This is a genomic window from Desulfovulcanus ferrireducens (assembly GCF_018704065.1).
GTDB classification, from domain to species: Bacteria; Desulfobacterota; Desulfovibrionia; order Desulfovibrionales; family Desulfonatronovibrionaceae; genus Desulfovulcanus; species Desulfovulcanus ferrireducens.
Map to the genome: position 1 here is coordinate 105,346 of NZ_JAGUQP010000001.1, position 18,274 is coordinate 123,619.

Below are 18,274 nucleotides of genomic sequence, written 5' to 3' on the forward strand. Positions count from 1 at the left end.
GCTCTGCTTATCCGCAAGCTTCGCCAAGATGGTTTACCCAGCCCTTTGCAAAGCTTTCAAGAAACCAGGATTTCCAATCTGGTAGTCAAAACGGGGTTTGGCCACAGGTTCTTAAGAAATTAATCTAGTTGGTACATTAATAAGCCTTAATCATCAAGATTGGGCTATATCTGGCTTTCTGTCTATCTGGCTTTGACGCAAAAGTGAGTTATGGTGGGCTTCAGGTGGGTTTAAGTGAGGTAGGTGGGTAAGATTAAAATTGTGTTTTTTTACACATAGGTTGACAAGTTTTAGATTCGTATCTAACTAAAAATACCAATAAAAAAAGGAGGGAATATAATCGATGTTTGAACTTACAGAATCTGCAAAGAATCAACTTGAGAGGTACTTTGCCAATCAAGAAAAGTCCCCTATCAGGGTTTATTTGGCTGCTGGCTGAGGAGGACCAAGGCTTGCTCTTGCTCTGGACGAGCAAAAAGAGAATGATAATGTCTATGAAGTCAAAGGCTTTCAGTTTTTAGTTGATAAAAGTCTCATGGAGACAGCTGCACCTATTGAGGTTGATTTGAACGAGTCTGGTTTTATAATCAAGTCAAGCTTGAAGCTTGATCCAACAGGTGGGTGTGGTTCTTGTACCTCTTGTTAGTTTCTTGTTAGTTCAGAATTATAACAATAAAATACGGCCGTGCTCAAATGAGTATGGCCGTATTTTTTATGTCTTGCCAAGTTTTTAAAAAAACTAAGAGGTTATGGAAAATATTTTTTGTTTTTCTATTTGCTTCGTCTAAAAAGACTAATTTAACTTGACATAACCATTGGTCGTAACCTAATTAACTCAAATTTTGATTATGAGGGGTTGCTGCTCATAGTTATACTAGAGGAGGAGATTATTCAATGAAATGTGCAACTATTAAGAATGGTGAAGAATGTGCCTTCATGGCTGAAAGTGGTTGTTCATACAAAGATGGCCGTTGTTATCCTGTTGTTGAAAAGTGTGAAGGTTGTGAGAGGATTAAGGAGTATGGGGGTGAGAAATACTGCACCAGCTATCCAGAGCCAGCCGTGAAGTGGGCGCACGGTGCTTGTAATTTCGCCACTCATGTTAAAGCCACTGTTGACAAATCAGGTCAAGTCAAAATTAATCCGCTTAAGGCGTCAAAGCGGGCAGCTCGCGGTCGCTAATACTCGAAAACCGGTGGCAAAGGCCGCCGGTTTTTTGTTTTGGTGCAAAATTACTTAGAATTATAGTTATGAAAGAAATTTTTTCTTTGCTCGACAATCAGGTTCAGGAAGTAGTCAATATTCAGAGGGAGTTAGTCTCACGACCTGCCTTGGGTCCAGATAGTGGGGGGCAGGGGGAAAAAGATAAAGCTGACTATCTGATTAATTATTTGAAGAAGATTGGTTGCGATGAGATTTATGAATTAAATGCCCCTGACAAAAGGGTGAGCTGTGGGTACAGGCCCAATATCGTCGCAAAAATTTACGGCAGAAACAGAAGCAAAACTTTATGGATAATCTCACACACTGATATTGTTCCGCCTGGAGAGCAGGCATTGTGGAATACAGATCCCTTTGTCCTGGAGGTTCAGGGCGACCTCTTAATTGGCCGCGGAGTAGAGGATAACCATCAGGGTATTGTTTCGTCTCTTCTTTTGGCCTCAAGCATCCGCCAGTTGAATTTGATCCCAGACCTAAGTTTAGGACTTTTATTCGTTGCTGATGAGGAAACAGGCAGCAGATACGGTTTGGACTATGTTTTGACAAATCATGGACACCTATTTTCTAAAGACGATCTTTTTTTGGTACCTGATTGCGGGGAGAAAACTTCGGATCTGGTTGAGGTTGCTGAAAAAAGCATGCTATGGATAAAAGTTTCTGTTATAGGTAAGCAGTGTCATGCTTCAACTCCTTCAAAGGGGATTAACAGCTTGGTTGCTTGTTCTGATTTTGTGCTTAAGATCCAGCAGCTGTATTCCGAATTTGATATAAAAAATGAGCTTTTTTCTCCCCCAGTATCCACCTTTTCACCGACCAAAAAAGAGGCCAATGTCCCCAACGTGAATACCATACCGGGAAAGGACGTTTTTTATATTGATTGCCGCGTGCTTCCGGAATACGATTTGGATGAAATAATAAAAGCTATAAAAGACCTTGGGAAAGAAGTTGAACAAAAATACAAGGTCAAGACTGAATATGAAACCGTGTATATTGAGCAGGCAGCCCCGCCCACGAATCCTCAGAGCGAGGTCGTCTCTCGGTTATGCAGGGCCATAGAAGATGTCTATAAGGTTGAACCCAAGGTGCAAGGAATCGGGGGGGGGACTGTTGCTGCTTTTTTACGCCGCAGGGGATTCTCCACAGTAGTGTGGTCAACTCTTATGGGGTTTGCCCATCAGCCTAATGAACGTTCTTCAATTGCAAATACTATTGGCGATGCCAAGGTGATGGCTCATATGATCTTTCAAAAATAAAGAGCGAAGTTTTTTTGCTGTAATAATTTAAAATGATTTGACATTTTGCGTATAAAGCTTAAAAAATCATGCAAGTGATTTTTTTGCATGGGTAACATATATGTTAAAACCTTTTCCTCCCGAGATATTTGATCTTATCGTAGTCGGTGCAGGGCATGCTGGCTGCGAAGCCGCCATGGCCGCAAGTAAGTTAGGTCTTTCAACGCTACTTTTGACTATCAATATTGATCGTATTGGCCATTTATCCTGTAATCCTGCCATAGGTGGTTTGGCCAAAGGGCATATGGTTAAAGAAATAGATGCCCTAGGTGGGATGATGGGGGTGTGGGCAGACCAGGCCGGTATTCAATTCAGGATTTTAAACACCCGAAAAGGACCTGCTGTAAGGTCTACCCGAGCGCAAATAGACAGACAGGAATATCTCAAGGTAGTACAATGGGATATTTTTAATCAACCAAACCTCTATGTGCGCGAAGCCATGGTTGAAGAGCTTTTGGTGGATAAGAATCAGGTCCGAGGAGTGCGCACGTTAATTGGAGAGGAAATAAAATCCAGGGCTGTTCTACTTACAACAGGCACATTTCTACAAGGCTTAATCCATATTGGTTTGAAAAATTTTCCTGGCGGTCGGTTCGGGGATCCCGCAAGCAAAGGGTTATCTGGGTCTCTAAGAAAGTTGGGCATAGATTTAGGAAGGTTAAAGACCGGGACCGTTCCCAGGTTGCGCAAAGACAGTATTGATTTTGATCGGCTCGAAGTCCAGCCAGGTGATGATCCACCAAAGCCATTTAGTTTCCACTCTCCAGGAGTTAAGTTACCTCAATTACCCTGCCATATAACATACACCAATGAAAAGACTCATGATTGTATTCGCAAAGGTTTTGACCGCTCCCCTCTTTTTCAGGGAGTAATCAAAGGTACTGGTGCCAGATATTGTCCGTCTATTGAAGACAAGATAGCGCGTTTTCCCGATAAGGATAGACATCAAATTTTTGTTGAACCAGAAGGTTTAGCCAGTCCCGAAGTTTACCCCAATGGCATCCCTACCAGCCTTCCTTTAGACATCCAAAAAGAAATGCTCAAGACTATTCCGGGCCTGGAAAATGCTCAAATTGTTCGCCCAGGATATGCCATTGAATATGATTTTGTATTTCCAACCCAGTTAAAATCAACTCTGGAAACCAAAAAGGTTTCCGGATTGTTCATGGCCGGACAGATTAACGGGACTTCAGGCTATGAAGAGGCTGCTGCTCAGGGCTTGTGGGCGGCTATTAATATTTTTTGTAAACTAAAAGGTAGAGAGCCATTTATCCTGGAGAGAAGCCAGGCTTACATTGCCGTGCTTGTAGATGACTTGGTGACTAAAGGAACGCAGGAACCCTACCGTATGTTTACCTCCAGAGCCGAATACAGGCTACTGCTTCGAGAAGATAATGCAGACCAGCGTCTTACTCCTCTGGGCAGAGAACTGGGGCTAGTATCTGACGAGCATTGGAAGATTTTTTCAGATAAGCAGAAAAAACTGAAGGAACTTCTATCAGCATTGCAGACTATAACGATTCGGCCGGAAGCAAGGACAAGAGATGTTTTGAACAGGATAAATGCCTCCATCCCCAAACGTTCTGTCAGTCTGGCAGAACTTTTAAGACAGCCTCAGCTGAACATCAGAGATTTACGCGTGTTTTGGCCTGGGATTGACGGATACAGTAGTGAAGTTTTGGAACAGGCTCAGATTCAAATTAAATATGAAGGTTACCTTGCACGACAGGAGGAGTTGGTCCGGAGATTTAAACGTCTTGAGAAAGCAATAATTCCTGATGAGTTGGATTTTAGCCAAGTTGCTGGCTTGTCCAAGGAGATTGTTGAGAAGCTAACCCAGATTCAGCCTAGGACGTTGGGTCAGGCCAGCAGAATTTCAGGGGTAACTCCGGCAGCCATATCCTGCCTAGAGATCCATTTAAAAAAAATGGGATGGATATAATTTTTTAGGCCCACCTTATTCTGGTTAATTATTGTTTATATAAAAATATTAAATTCTATGGTTTGTGACCAAAAATATTAAGGTTAACCAGTTAAAATAATTCAATATTCAAAATACAAATCTCAAAGTTTCATACTATCCCACTCCAGCGTGATTGCATTGGCTATAAAATGGCCTCTTTTCAACTTAAAAAAATCAAGATAAGACCCTCTTATGGGTACAAGAATATTTTATTCTTTGGGTAGGTTTGTTCTTGACAGGACGACTAGTTATCTTCAGGCTGGTTTTATACTTGCTCGAGCATTTTTTTCTTTTTTTAGATTTACTTTTTTAAATCATGCCGTTGCCCGGGTGTTTATTCGTCAGATATACTTTACAGCCATTCAAGCCCTGCCAGCCATTTTTATTACCGCTGTTTTGCTTGGTTCTATCCTGGTTAACTATTTATTGGGGGTATTGACAGGGCTAAACGCATATGATCGGATTGGTGAGTTTATTATTTACATAAATTTATACGAGTTAGGGCCAATCATTGTTCTTTTTATTATATTAATCCGCTCTGGATCGGCTGTTATTTCTGAAGTGGCTTTAATGAAATTAAACGGAGAAATTGACTCTCTGAGTTTTTTAAATATTGAGTTGTCGGATTATGTCTATTTACCCAGAGTTTTGGCCTTTGTAATCTCAGGCCCGGCACTTAATATGGTTTTTTGTCTGACGTCTTTGATTGGTGGTTATTTGGTTTTAGGTTACATTCATAATATCACTTTTGATAATTATATTTATCAAATAACTTCCGCTATCTCAATTAAAGATTTGGTAATCTCTTTTGTAAAACCTTTCCTAATGTGTTTAATATTAATATCTATTTGTTTGCAAAAAGGCATGAGTGTACAAAAGTCTTTTACTGAGGTTCCTGGGAAATTGATTCAAGGACTTATGCATACAATACTGTTGATCGTTTGTGTCGAGATATTTTTTACTTTAATTTAATATGATTGATGAAAAAAAAATAAATTATCTTTTATCAACCAGAAAAAATATTCTTTTGTTACTAAAAGAGGGGTCGTTTGATAGTTATATTATTAATTTGATTTCATTCTCTCGTGGTCATATAGGATTGATAAGTAATAAGTTTCCTTTTTTATCTAGCTTGAATATAATTGAAAATGTATGTCTTGGTTTAATGTATAATCAAAATATTTCTTTAAAGAATTCTATTAAGAAGATACATGATTACATTAAAATGATAAATATGGAGGATTGTCTTTGGCTCCGCAAAGAACAAATCAATGAGGAGCAGTTAGTAAAAGCTTATTTTTTGCGCTGCGTTGCTAATGGAAATAGTGTGATATTCATGGACTCACCAAAATACGAGTGGATTAAAATAGTTCTTCAATGTATAGAAAGGACAAATTTATACCAAAATGTTTGGATTTCAACCTCTTTGGCCAACAAAGATTTATATAATGATTTAAAATTTGATGTAATTGAAGTTTCGGATTGATCTTATGAGTGACACTTTCAAAAGTATAGAAGTTAAAGTTGGTATATTCCTGAGTTTAATCTTGTGTTTATCAGTCTTTATTCTAATTTATATCGGATATAAAAAAGAAATTTTTTCTTCAAAAGTAAGTTATTATGTGATTAGTAAAACCGGTGAGAACATTGAGCGGGGTATACCCGTCCGTCTCTCAGGGTTTAAAATTGGGCAGGTTGAAAATGTTTTTTTGGATAATATTGATTATGTTAAGGTCGAAATAAAGATCCTTGAAAAGTATCAGAAATGGTTTCGTCAGGACTCCAGGATTATTTTAGACCAAGAAGGGATAATTGGGAACAGCTATCTAAAGTTGATACCCGGGTCAGAAAAGAGTGAGCCTTTAGTGCCTGGTTCAGAGATTATTCTGGATAAAGTTGCCGGTCTTAATGAAATTCTTATTCAAGCCCAACCTGTAATTGAAGATCTAAAAGCCATCGTATCTAATGTCCGTGTCATTACGGACCAATTTCTGGATAAAAACGGAACTATGCAAAAGATTTTATTTAATCTTGAACAAGTGACGGAAAAGTTACAAAAAAATAGAGGCCTTATTTACTATTTAACAGAGGCTCAGCGACCGGTGCGCAAGGTGGACCGGATTTTATCTTATACAGATAAGTTAATGGCTTCCATGGATCAGTTATTACAGAATGCAACCCTGAGGGTTAAAGATCTAGGGCCGATAGAAGATGAATTTTTAGGTATTACAAAAGATGCACGCTCTTTTGTCCAAGAATTGCAGGGTGTAAGCGAGGATATTTCTCCAATTTTGGATGATGTTAAGGAGATTACTGGTGAGCTCAAAAAAGCAAGCGATAATCTTTATCGCTTGCGGGAAGAAACTGAATATACCTTGCGTCTGGGTTCGGAGCTTTTGCAAAAACTTAAACAGAAATGGCCGTTTTTAGAAAAAGAAATTGACAAACAAAAAATTGAACAACCGATTCCATGACTTCATGTAATCTAGTATTATAATATAATGATTACATATGACCTAAACCATAAAACGTTAAATCACATCAAGATTTCAGGATTTTTTTTGTTAAAATCATAGCTTATATTTTTTCCTTTGTATTATAAAATGAAAAAAAATATTTTGTTGATAATATCATTATTGTTTACGATTGCGTGTAACTTTGCTCCCCAAAAAAGTCCTCTTTATCGCCCTCCAGAAGGAATCAAGCTTGCTTCCGCACAACGTTTGGAGTTTGTGAACTTGTTTTTACAGGGAAGATGGTGCGAGGCCGAACTTTTATTTCGAAAAAGTCTTAATAATTACATCAGACAGGATGATTTTTGTTCTGCAGCAAAGAATTATATAGTTGCCTATAAGTTAATGGCATATATCGGGCAAAATGACGAAAAGTTACTGGCCAAAGCTAGAGATTTTGCTCAGGCAGGAGAGCAATGTGTTCTTTTTACAGAACAAAATGAGTTGTTACCTACTGAAAAGGATAATAAGTATAGAAAGTTAATCAACTCTTCAAACTTAAAAGCATTGATTTATGAACTTAACAGGGAAGATGATCCGTTATTTTTATCTGTCTATGCCCGCAAAGCTTCGTTGATTGCCAAAAAAAATAATTTTTTTAAAATCTCACAACTACTCATCCGCAAGGCATTGGAGGTTGACCGTAGACAGGGCTGGGTTATTTTTTTGATTGAGGATTGGAAAATTATTTTAAGTTTAGAGAAAAAATCTAGTAAGAAAAAACAAATTCAAAAAAGGATAAATATTCTTTATCAAAAAGTAGAGACTTGTTCAAAAAACTTTTTTTAAAAATATTAAGTTTATTTTTCAAAAATATGTTTTATGTGCAAAGTTCTTATTTGTGGAATAAGATAAAAAGGGCTTTTGAGAGTTCAGGAGTTGATGATTATAATTTATTTCTCTTCGTAATAAGTTCAATATTAATTGTTATTGTAATAATATCAATTCTTATCTGGTTTATAAATACGAAGTTTAATAGAAGTAAAAAGGATAAAGCTGACGGGGTAATCAAAGATAGAAGTACTATTTTTTCAATATTTCAAATAGCATTGAGCCAAAGATGTCGGTTTGATGTTTATTTTGAAGAAACTAAAAAAGAGTTTTATTGTTCTCTGATAAATATTGAAGAACAAAGTATTTTGTTGGAAGTCCCAATATATATTAAGCCTGGTAAGCTATGGCTAAATCGAAACATTGTATGTCATTTTAGGATTAGTTTAAATAAAAGGAATAATATATATTATAAATTTAGGTCTAAAATAGTAGATTTAATTTTACATGATAAAAATTATCTCTTAGAGTTGTTGTTTCCTGACAAATTAAAGTTATGCCAAAAGAGAAGGCATTTACGTTTTGAACCACCACATAAGTATATAGTTGAAATTATAATATGGAGAGCAGTTTATTCATCTACCGGCAATTTTGAAGGTAATATTAACCAATGGGGAACTCCTTTAGCTAAATATGATCATACGATAACTAACCAATTACGTTTAATTGATATCTCGGCCGGAGGCTTAAGGGTTCAAATATTAAAAAAAAATATAGGAGTTGTCTCTAAGTTTATAAAAGAAACGCCATTTCTTTTTTTTAAGATTTCACTATCAAATCCGGATAAAAATGGAGTTTCTTCTTTCTTTATCCTGGGTAAAATAATTAATTATTACCAAGAAGTTAATCCCAACTTCGTTTCTTTTGGGATTAACTTTATTGCTTTAGGCAAGCTAAAAGACGGGTATAATGACCAAATTTTATGGTTAAAAATTGATGATGAGACTGGAATTGAAGAAATTGGCGATTGGGTCTTTAAGCGACACTTGGAATTTTATAGGGAAAAAGGGTTAATATAGTTTGAGTTTCTTTGATTTAATCCTAAGTATAGCGATTTTTATCCATCAATGAGATTGCCACGTGCAGCTAAGCTGCCCTCGCAATGACAGGATGAACGTTAAGTAATTGCCAGGAGCGTTAGCCTTCATGCAATCTCAAAGATTAAACTGCAAAAAAATCACTCAATTTAGGTTAGGTTAATGATAGACTTATTTTTTAGAAGAAAATTATATAGTAATTCATTTTTATAGAGTCTGTGGCCAAACCCTATTTTGACTACCAGATTAGAAATTCTGGTTTCTTGAAAGCATTGCAAAGGGCTGGGTAACCCATCTTGGTAAAGCTTGCGGATAAGCAGAGCATCGGGGTGAGAAAGCCAAATATCCGCGACTATTTGGCATAACCATCGACAATAAAAAGAATATTCAACTATCCTAAGTATACCATTATGCTCTGCCCGCAAGCAAACTATAGATGGGTCCAGGCATTTGCACCAGCATGAAAGAAATCAGGATTGAAAAAAATAAGAAAAATTGTCCCTTGAGTAAGGTTCGGCCACAGACCCTATAGGTATCGAGTGTACAGTTAAAAAAACATAATTTATTATTTAAGCAATATTTTTTTGGGTTCACTTTTAAAAGGAGGAGAGAGTTGGACGAAGGCTCAGAAAGTAAATTCTGGACCATGATGAAAAAGATTTTCGGCGGTAAATGTGACCTGCCCTTGGAAGAAGCCATTCTGGAAGCCAAAGAGGAAGGGGAGCTTAAAAGCGATGAAGTGACAATGCTTCTTAATGTGCTTCGGCTTGAACAAAAACAGGCACATGAAATTATGATCCCCCGGACTGATCTTGTTTGTGCGGAAGTAGGGGATACTTTAGAGAAAGTGGCAAAACTAATTATTGAAAGTGGTCATTCACGTATACCAATCTATAAAGTCAACAAAGATCATATTGTTGGTATTATTCATGCCAAAGATTTACTAAGATACTGTTTAATAGATAAAAGTGGTGAAGTTGCGCTAACAGACATTATTCGTCCACCATTGTTTATCCCTGACACAAAAAATATTAAAGAAATTTTGTTTGAGTTTCAGAGCAAAAAAGTACATATGGCTATTGTTCTGGATGAATATGGTGGTACTTCTGGTATAGTGACTTTGGAAGATGTTCTGGAGGAGATTGTAGGGGAAATTGAGGATGAATATGACAGGCCGCGGCCCAAAGAAATTATAAAACAAAGTGACGGGTCCTACCTAGTTACAGGAAGGACCTATTTAGAAGATTTAAACGAACAGATAAACTTGGATTTAGAGTCGGAACAGGTTGAAACGATTAGCGGTTATTTATGTCAGTTGGCTGGGAGGGTACCTCAAAAGGGGGAAAAAATTGTTGATGATAGATATGAATACCAGGTTCAGGATGCAGATGCAAAGCACGTGCGATGGGTAATTATTAGAAAGCTAAAGTCCGAGCAAAAATGCAGTTCTTGAAGAAGAATATTTTTGGGATTTTGAGCTGTTGTCTTGGCCTTTTTTTAGGTTTTGCAAACCCTATATTCCATTTTCCGCCATTTATCTTTTTATTCCTTTGTAGCCTAAATTCCATTGCCTTAAAAAAGAATTCACCAGGCGAGGTTTTTAGGACAAGTCTTGTCTGTTCTATCCCGGCTTACTCTCTAGCCCTTTACTGGCTGGTTGTCCCAGTGCATAAGTATGGACAACTACCTTTAATTTTGGCCATTCCCTGCCCTATTTTAATGGGATGTTACCTAAGCTTATTTTCATCCTGCTATGCTTTGACTATAAATTTTTTTAAAAACAAGTTTTCATGGCCTATTTTAGCTCTTGCCGGTGCGAGTGTTTGGGCCAGCTTGGAGGTCGTAAGGGAATATTTATTCACCGGTTTCCCCTGGTTAGTTTTGGCCTCATCTTTTAGCGAGTGGCCTTTTTTTATCCAGCCAGTTAAGTTTATTGGTTCTTATGGCCTGGGGTTTGCTCTCGCTACTTGCTCCATTTGGATTAGCTTGAAAAGCAAGAAAACTATTTCTTCAGCGTTTGTTTTGATAATATCAATTGCTCTGGTGGGGCTAGTATCAAAAAATAATACTCAGGTAGGAGCAGAAAAGACAGTACTTTTGGTCCAGGGCAATATTAATCAAGATAAAAAGTGGGAAAAAACTTACCAGTTAAAGACCATTAACAAATATATTTTCTTGACCAAAAAAGGGTTACAGGAAGGGAGACCAGATTTAGTCATCTGGCCGGAAACAGCTCTACCTTTTTATTTTCAGGAGGTAACAGACCTGAGCTTAAAGATAAAAAATTTTGTTAGGTCTGAAAAAATTAACCTTATCACCGGCGCACCGGGATATAAGCTACTTTCATCACGGGATAAGTATAGATTATTTAACCGTGCCTTTTTAATAAACGAAAAAGGAGATGTTCAAGGATATTACGACAAAGAACATTTAGTTCCTTTTGGAGAGTATGTTCCACTAGGAAAATATTTGCCATTCTTACATAAACTGGTTGAGGGAGCGGGCGATTTTTCCCCTGGCCAGCACACTCAGCCAATGCGCTTAGGTAATCTTGCTTTGGGGATGCTCATTTGTTATGAAGCTATCTTTCCACAGCTAGCCCAAAAGCGAGTTGAGCAAGGGGCCAATATCCTTGTAAATATTAGTAATGATGCCTGGTTTGGTGATACGTCAGCCCCTGAACAACATTTGCATTTGGCCTTACTTAGGGCAGTGGAGCAAGGGAGATACTTGGTCCGTAGCACCAATACAGGAATTTCAGTTATAGTTGATCCTTACGGAAGAATCATAAAACAAACCGATTTGTTTACGGATGCTTTTTTAAGCGGTGAAATCCGTTTACTAACAAAGACTACTTTTTTCCACCGTTACTATTTTGGTATTCATTGTCTGCTAATTTTAAGTGCTATTATCTTTATTTCTTTGGCGTTTTTTAAAAGGTGGAGAGGTTAAGGTGTAAAGTTGTTTTAAAAGATAAGCAGATGAAAATTTTATCATCTCCCACCCTAGTTTCTTTAAATCTAAATTTTTAAAATGGTACTTTTAAAATGGCTAATAAGGATATGTTACAGTTCACAGACTTAAAGATACGAGCTTCCCAACTTCTTGATAAATTTTTGTCCTTTTGGGGGCGTCTTTGACCTGGACGGAAAGAAAAAAAAGTTAGCTGAGATTGAGGCAAGGATCAGCCAGCCAAAGGCGTGGGAAAATCCAGAAGCCTTGACCCCTATTTTACAGGAAAAGAGGCAATTGGAAGAAACTATTGCCAAGTTGGAAGAATTGAAAAAGAGTGAACAGGACGTGCAGGAGTGGCTGGTTCTGGCTGAAGAAGAGCAAACTCAGGAGGTATTTTCCCTCTTAAAGGAACATTTGGATATCCTTAAAAGAAAGCTGCAGCAGGCAGAAATGGAAACCTTGCTCGCTGAGCCAGAGGATAAGTCGTCGGCCATTTTAGAAATTCATCCGGGAGCCGGTGGGACCGAGGCTCAGGATTGGGCGGAAATGCTTTTGCGTATGTATACCCGATGGGCCGAGCGCAAAGGCTTTAAAATTGATTATCTTGACTATTTACCCGGGGATGAGGCAGGCGTAAAAAGTGTTACAATTCAGGTAAATGGCTCATATGCTTATGGTCTGTTAAAAGGGGAGAAGGGGATTCATCGTTTAATCAGAATTTCACCCTTTGATGCTTCAGGGAGAAGGCATACCTCATTTGCTTCGGTAGATACTTATCCACAGGTTAGCGGTGAAATAGAAATAGATATAAGGGAAGAGGACCTACGCATTGAGGCCTTTAGGGCAAGTGGACCTGGTGGACAACACGTGAATAAAACCAGTTCAGCTATCCGTATAACTCACCTCCCAACAGGAATTGTAGTTCAATGTCAGAATGAGAGGTCTCAAAGACGAAATAAAGAGTCTGCTCTTAAAATTTTAAAGGCCAAACTTTATGAAATTGAGATCCAGAAAATAAATGCCGAAAAGCAAGCCGAGTATGCCTCAAAAGATGCTATTGCCTGGGGTAGTCAGATTCGCACGTATACCCTGCATCCCTATAGGTTAGTAAAAGATCACCGCGTTGGGACCGAAATAAGTGATGTTGATAGTGTTTTGGACGGGAATTTGGACGAACTGATTCGCAATTATCTTTTGTATAAGGCCTCTAAGAGAAGTGGCTGAGTCCAATTCTAAACATCTGAGGAACTTGTTTGAGCGGTGATAAACATTAACAAGTTGAGATTTGACTCTCTACAACTAACTTTTCATCTGATGACGCAGACAAATAATTAGTCTGAGTCTTTAACGAATTACGAATAATGAAGGTTGAAAATTTTACTGACGAAGAAAGACAAAGGTTAATCCAAGAACTCAATCTGCTTGAGCAGCATATCCTGCGTCTTGATGAAAAAGGGGAAGAAAGACGTGAAGTTAGGAACATGCAGGTTCTGATTCGTCTTTGTCCGGACTTGGACGACAAAGAACTTTCAAGAATTCTTTCCTCGCTAAATTTAAATTCTTCATGGCTTAATTTTTCTTTAGAGGAAGATAAATATTTAGTACTGTTAAAGATCCAAGAATTAATAAGAACCTTAAGTCTGGCTAAGGACCATGATCCGTTAACTAACTTGTACAATCGTGGTTATTTTGAACACGTCCTTGCAAGAGAGTTACAGTATTCAAAGGAATTTAATACCCCGGTTACTTTATCTATAATGGATATTGATGATTTCAAAAAGATCAATGACCAATATGGCCATCTCTGTGGAGACAAGGTTTTAAAGACATTGGCTGGCATTTTACGTTCAAATATCAGATCTACTGATTATGCATCCCGTATTGGTGGTGAGGAGTTCGCTTTAATTTTTTCTGGTGCAGGGATGACTAGAACCAAGGCTATTTTAAATAGGATCATGAATCAAATACGAAAAACAGTTGTTTGTTGCTCAGAAGTAAACCAGAAGGTAAAGTTTACATTATCCGTAGGTGTTGCATGTTATAGCGGAAAAGGTCTTATTGATAAAGATGAATTTATGAATATCGCAGACAAGCAGCTTTATAAAGCTAAGTCAGAGGGTAAAAATACGATTAAATACACTCCTGTGATAGGTAGATTAGAAGATGATATTTTCATTGTCAAAGGTGAAGAAAAAAAATTTCTGCTTTCCTGATCTATGTTTGGAGTTATAGGTTATGAGTTTTGAGCATGAGACGCTGTGCTGTGTACATACTGTGTTGTAACTGCTTAAGGGGTGCATCCGATGGCTGCACTTGCGTTGAGTAGTTGAGTTGGTGAGTGGTTGACTATGTAGGACGGTCAGTGGATATGGGATTCCGTTAACTCAGAACCATGGACCTTAAAAAAGGTGAGATATGCAAAACAAGACATTAAGTATTTCTATATTTAGTGGTAAGGGGGGGGTTGGTAAAACCAATCTGGCTTTAAATTTAGGCTATGCTTTATTTAAACTTGCTCAGCCAACAATGCTCATGGATTGTGATTTAGGGTTAGCGAATTTGGATGTACTTTTGGGCATAACTCCAGACAAAAACTTTCAGGATATACTTAGGAAAGGGGCGAAACCAGAACAAATTATTGTTTATCTTGAAAAAAACGAGTTTGCTCTCATCCCTGCCGCTTCCGGAGTACCGGAACTTGTTGATCTGGATGAAGATTTGCAACTTCTAATTTTTCAAAATCTGGAGCAGTTATTTAAGAGATACAACTTTTTGTTGATGGATCTTGGCGCTGGCATAAGTTCAACGGTTTTATCTTTTGCCCGGACTAGTCACCAAAGGATTTTAATTATCACTCCTGAGCCGACATCTTTGACAGACGGCTACGCCTTAATTAAAGTTTTGTATTTAAAACATAAGGTGAAGGATTTTTGGATATTAGTAAATATGGTTCAATCTGAAAATGAAGCCCTAAAGACTTTTGAACGTTTACGTGCAGCTTGTGATAAGTTTTTAAAATTGCCTATTAGTTTCTTGGGCTTTGTACGTAATGACCCAAAGATACCTGAATCAGTGCGTAAGCAGGTTCCATTTTTAAAATACGCTCCTTCTTCTCCCGGTGCGACAGATATTTTACTTATAGCAAAAAGATTGATTGAAAAGCGAGAAAAATTATTATCTACTATATCCGGTGCCTCGGTTTTAAAAATGGATTTCTAGCCTAATTAAATTTTTTAACAAATATAATGTATTAAAAAGACTGAAGATATTTTTTATATCTGCCAAATCTATTCAAAATTATCTCTCATTTTTTTATTTATCTATTGATTTTACTTGATTTTATTTTGATTTTGAGAAAAATATTATTAAGAATCCAAAGCTGATTAGGTTTTTACAGGAAAAACACAAACAGGAGGGGGGCAATGAATAAGAGTGAACTAATTAAGACGTTGGCTGAGGAAAGAAATATTTCTGTGGAAGAAGCTACAGACATTGTGAATATTTTTTTTGATTCTATGAAAGAAGCCCTCAAAATTGGAAACAGAGTTGAAATCAGGGGGTTTGGCAGCTTTAAGATAAAGGAGTATAAAGGCTACCAAGGTCGAAATCCCAAGACCGGTGAAAAAGTCGAGGTTAAACCAAAAAGGCTTCCCTTTTTTCGTGCCGGAAAAGAGTTGAAGGAATATCTCAATAGCTAATGTTGAAGCTGAGGCTATTTTTTCTTTTTTCCCTTTTTTGTTTTCTGGTCTCACCGGTCTGGGCCAAAGGTTTAAGCATTTATTACACTGCTAATACATTTGCCAAAATCCGCCCCTGTCCAACCTGAGGCGGAAAGACACTAGGTGGACTGGCCCGGCGGGCTGGTTTTTTTGAACAAAAAAGGAAAAGTTTTACTTTCTTTGTCTTTGGTCCCTATGAATTTTTAAAGCCAGCTTCAATATCTCGAAAGCCAGAAGGATTTTACACTTCTTTAGTTTCTGCTTTTAGGTCTTTAAAGTATCATGTTGGTTTTCTAACCAGTTTAGAAAATGATATTTTGAAAATAAACTCGAGCTCTATTCCTGAAAATTGGCGTGTAATGCCCAAGGAAAATCCGACGGTCTTTAAGTATAAAGTGAATAAAGATGAGATTTTTTTTGTTCTTTTTCCAGAAAAGACAAGTAAATTTGAACAGGTATGTAAAAAAGTAAATCTGTTAGCTAAAAGTATTAGTCTTAGCAATAAAGGGGCTTTGATTATTGGTCTTAGTCCCTGGGGGGCTGACCTCGAGAAGAGGTATCTAGAATTTCCAGGTTGTTTTGTGCATGTTTTATTGGGCTCTGGGGAGGGTTTTGGCACACGAGGGAAGATCGTCAACAATGCTTATACTCTTTGGATTAGACCTTATCCCCAGGGCAAGGCAGTGAATTTACTCAAAATTTTGAAGTTTCCTTCCGAGGATTCAAATTGGCAATGGAAACAAGGGGATAATGTAATTCTCGATATTTTCCCTTTAAATGATCGAGTTCCTTCAGATGAAAAAATTTTAACATTATTTAAAGGTGTTAGAGATTAATTATGACGGAGAATGAATTGGATACAGCGCAATTTTTTAAGATGCAAGGCAGTGGTAATGACTTTATTCTTTTTGATAACCGTGAATTGAGGCTTAGCCCGGAGAAGATGGGCCTTTGGGCCAAAAAACTTTGTCCACGCGCATTTGCTATCGGGGCGGATGGGATGATTTTTTTAGACGAACCGGATAAACAGGGCATTGATTATCGATGGCATTTTTTTAATTCAGATGGGTCTCGGGCGGAGATGTGCGGAAATGGGTCCAGGTGCGCGGCCAGATTAGCTTATGAACTGGGCATGGCACCCAAAAAGCATATTTTTGGAACAGATGCCGGTCCAATACAGGCTCAGGTTCTGGAAGAAGGTCAGGTTAAGGTGCAACTTACTCCTCCACGAGATTTACAACTTAATCTGTCTTTGACACTTGATGAACAAAGGGAACTCAATGTCCATTTTGTAAATACTGGAGTACCTCATGCTGTTGTTATCACAAAAAATTTGCAAAAAATGGATGTCCAGAAATTAGGTCAGACTATTCGTTTTCATACACAATTTTCACCTGCTGGCACTAATGTAAATTTTATCGAAATAAAGGATAATGACAAAATATTATTACGCACCTATGAAAGAGGGGTCGAGAGCGAAACCTATGCATGTGGAACAGGTGCTGCTGCCAGCGTTGTTGTAGCTAATAGGCTGGGATTGCTCAACAATTCTGTTCAGGTGACCACAACTGGCGGGGAAGTTTTACGTATTATCCTTGAAGATGATAAAGTTTTCTTACAAGGTAAAGCTGTTCTTGTTTACGAAGGGCGAGTTTTTTTAAAACAGTTTGGTCTGGATGAAGAGTAATTAATAGTTTCGAGTTAGGACGCGCCATACCTCGAAACTCGGAAATAATTTTAATCTTTAAACTCTAAACTTTTACTGGGAGGATATTAGATGCAATTTAAGGGCGCATTTACAGCTTTGGTTACTCCTTTTAAGGACGGCAAGCTAGATGAGGAAGCTTATAGAGAATTGATTGAGTGGCAGATAGAGGAAGGCATTAATGGCCTTGTTCCTTGCGGTACTACAGGTGAGTCCGCAACCCTTAGTCATGAGGAACATAAACAAGTGATCAAAATTTGTGTTGAACAAGCCAAAGGAAGAGTGCCGGTTCTGGCAGGTGCCGGGTCAAACTCTACCAGTGAGGCCATTGATTTAACTCGTTATGCCAAAGAAGCCGGGGCAGATGGAGCACTGCTTATAACACCATATTATAACAAGCCGACACCTGAAGGAATAGTCGCCCATTTTAAGGCCATTGCCAAGGAAGTCTCTATTCCTATGATTGTATACAATGTCCCCAGCAGGACTTCTTTAAACGTTTTACCTCCAACAGTGGCCAGGCTCTTTAAGGAAATACCTGAGGTAGTTGGTATAAAAGAAGCTACAGGAGATCTAAAGCAAGTTTCTGAAGTAATTGAGGAGTGCGGTCCGGAATTTATCGTTTTGTCTGGTGATGATTTTACAGTTTTGCCTCTGTTATCTGTTGGTGGACATGGAGTAATTTCCGTAGTCTCTAATATTGTGCCACGAAAGATGAGTGATTTATGCAAGGCGGTTTTTCAAAATGATCTGGAAACAGCTCAAAAACTTCATCAAGACATGGCTCCCCTTTGTCGGGCTATGTTTCTGGAAACTAATCCAATTCCGGTTAAAACTGCTCTTTCATTAATGGGAAAGATAAGGTTGGAGTTGAGATTACCTCTGGTACCGTTGCTTGCGGCCAATGAAGAAAAATTAAGAAGTATTTTGGTGAGCAAACAATTGATCTCTGGTTGAATGGTTTATTAGTTGAGTAGCTGAGTGTTTTATTGGGTAGTGTCCATACTCAGCTACTCAATTTTTTATCAACTCAACCAT

Annotated in this window: 18 protein-coding genes; all 18 read left to right on the forward strand. The window is 37.9% G+C overall.

What is annotated here, in order from left to right:
- Positions 1–343: 343 nt before the first annotated feature.
- Positions 344–646: an IscA/HesB family protein gene (locus KFV02_RS00510; RefSeq protein ID WP_252379571.1), complete on the forward strand. Its 303-nt coding sequence runs from the start codon at positions 344–346 to the stop codon at positions 644–646.
- Positions 647–894: 248 nt separating this feature from the next.
- Positions 895–1,182, forward strand: a complete 288-nt coding sequence (locus tag KFV02_RS00515) for a PxxKW family cysteine-rich protein (RefSeq protein WP_353617275.1) — start codon at positions 895–897, stop codon at positions 1,180–1,182.
- A 68-nt stretch (positions 1,183–1,250) separates the two neighbouring features.
- Positions 1,251–2,474, forward strand: coding sequence for a M20 family metallo-hydrolase (locus tag KFV02_RS00520; RefSeq protein ID WP_252379572.1), 1,224 nt, complete (start codon positions 1,251–1,253; stop codon positions 2,472–2,474).
- Positions 2,475–2,574: 100 nt separating this feature from the next.
- Positions 2,575–4,455, forward strand: coding sequence for a tRNA uridine-5-carboxymethylaminomethyl(34) synthesis enzyme MnmG (gene mnmG, locus KFV02_RS00525; protein ID WP_252379573.1), 1,881 nt, complete (start codon positions 2,575–2,577; stop codon positions 4,453–4,455).
- Positions 4,456–4,668: 213 nt separating this feature from the next.
- Positions 4,669–5,448, forward strand: coding sequence for an ABC transporter permease (locus KFV02_RS00530; protein ID WP_252379574.1), 780 nt, complete (start codon positions 4,669–4,671; stop codon positions 5,446–5,448).
- A gap of 1 nt (position 5,449) precedes the next feature.
- Positions 5,450–5,962 (forward strand): hypothetical protein, encoded by a 513-nt coding sequence (locus KFV02_RS00535; protein WP_252379575.1) that lies wholly within the window; start codon positions 5,450–5,452, stop codon positions 5,960–5,962.
- Positions 5,963–5,966: 4 nt separating this feature from the next.
- Positions 5,967–6,950, forward strand: a complete 984-nt coding sequence (locus tag KFV02_RS00540; protein WP_252379576.1) for an MlaD family protein — start codon at positions 5,967–5,969, stop codon at positions 6,948–6,950.
- Between the two features lie 129 nt (positions 6,951–7,079).
- A complete protein-coding gene (locus KFV02_RS00545) occupies positions 7,080–7,778 on the forward strand; it encodes a hypothetical protein (protein ID WP_252379577.1) in 699 nt (232 codons plus the stop codon).
- Entirely contained in the window at positions 7,757–8,839 is a 1,083-nt protein-coding gene (locus KFV02_RS00550) for a PilZ domain-containing protein (protein ID WP_252379578.1), read from the forward strand. The genes KFV02_RS00545 and KFV02_RS00550 overlap by 22 nt, the downstream gene beginning before the upstream one ends.
- A 631-nt stretch (positions 8,840–9,470) precedes the next feature.
- A complete protein-coding gene (locus KFV02_RS00555) occupies positions 9,471–10,310 on the forward strand; it encodes a hemolysin family protein (RefSeq protein WP_252379579.1) in 840 nt (279 codons plus the stop codon).
- Positions 10,298–11,809 (forward strand): apolipoprotein N-acyltransferase, encoded by a 1,512-nt coding sequence (gene lnt / locus KFV02_RS00560; RefSeq protein ID WP_252379580.1) that lies wholly within the window; start codon positions 10,298–10,300, stop codon positions 11,807–11,809. The genes KFV02_RS00555 and lnt overlap by 13 nt, the downstream gene beginning before the upstream one ends.
- 110 nt (positions 11,810–11,919) lie before the next feature.
- Positions 11,920–13,036 (forward strand): peptide chain release factor 2 gene (gene prfB, locus KFV02_RS00565; RefSeq protein WP_252379702.1). Its coding sequence is split into 2 segments (ribosomal slippage): positions 11,920–11,994 and positions 11,996–13,036, totalling 1,116 coding nucleotides; the frame shifts between segments, so codons are not numbered across the junction.
- 137 nt (positions 13,037–13,173) lie between these two features.
- Positions 13,174–14,025, forward strand: a complete 852-nt coding sequence (locus tag KFV02_RS00570; protein ID WP_252379581.1) for a GGDEF domain-containing protein — start codon at positions 13,174–13,176, stop codon at positions 14,023–14,025.
- Between the two features lie 202 nt (positions 14,026–14,227).
- The gene (locus KFV02_RS00575) at positions 14,228–15,031 is read left to right on the forward strand and encodes a MinD/ParA family protein (protein ID WP_252379582.1); all 804 of its coding nucleotides are present in this window, start codon (positions 14,228–14,230) and stop codon (positions 15,029–15,031) included.
- A 203-nt stretch (positions 15,032–15,234) separates the two neighbouring features.
- Positions 15,235–15,510: an HU family DNA-binding protein gene (locus KFV02_RS00580; protein ID WP_252379583.1), complete on the forward strand. Its 276-nt coding sequence runs from the start codon at positions 15,235–15,237 to the stop codon at positions 15,508–15,510.
- Positions 15,510–16,367: a UshA-like (seleno)protein family 2 gene (locus tag KFV02_RS11545; RefSeq protein WP_420705202.1), complete on the forward strand. Its 858-nt coding sequence runs from the start codon at positions 15,510–15,512 to the stop codon at positions 16,365–16,367. Before KFV02_RS00580 ends, KFV02_RS11545 begins: the two co-directional genes overlap by 1 nt.
- Positions 16,368–16,369: 2 nt before the next feature.
- Positions 16,370–17,218 (forward strand): diaminopimelate epimerase, encoded by an 849-nt coding sequence (gene dapF / locus KFV02_RS00590; RefSeq protein WP_252379585.1) that lies wholly within the window; start codon positions 16,370–16,372, stop codon positions 17,216–17,218.
- Between the two features lie 90 nt (positions 17,219–17,308).
- Positions 17,309–18,193: a 4-hydroxy-tetrahydrodipicolinate synthase gene (gene dapA / locus KFV02_RS00595; protein ID WP_252379586.1), complete on the forward strand. Its 885-nt coding sequence runs from the start codon at positions 17,309–17,311 to the stop codon at positions 18,191–18,193.
- Positions 18,194–18,274: the final 81 nt, after the last annotated feature.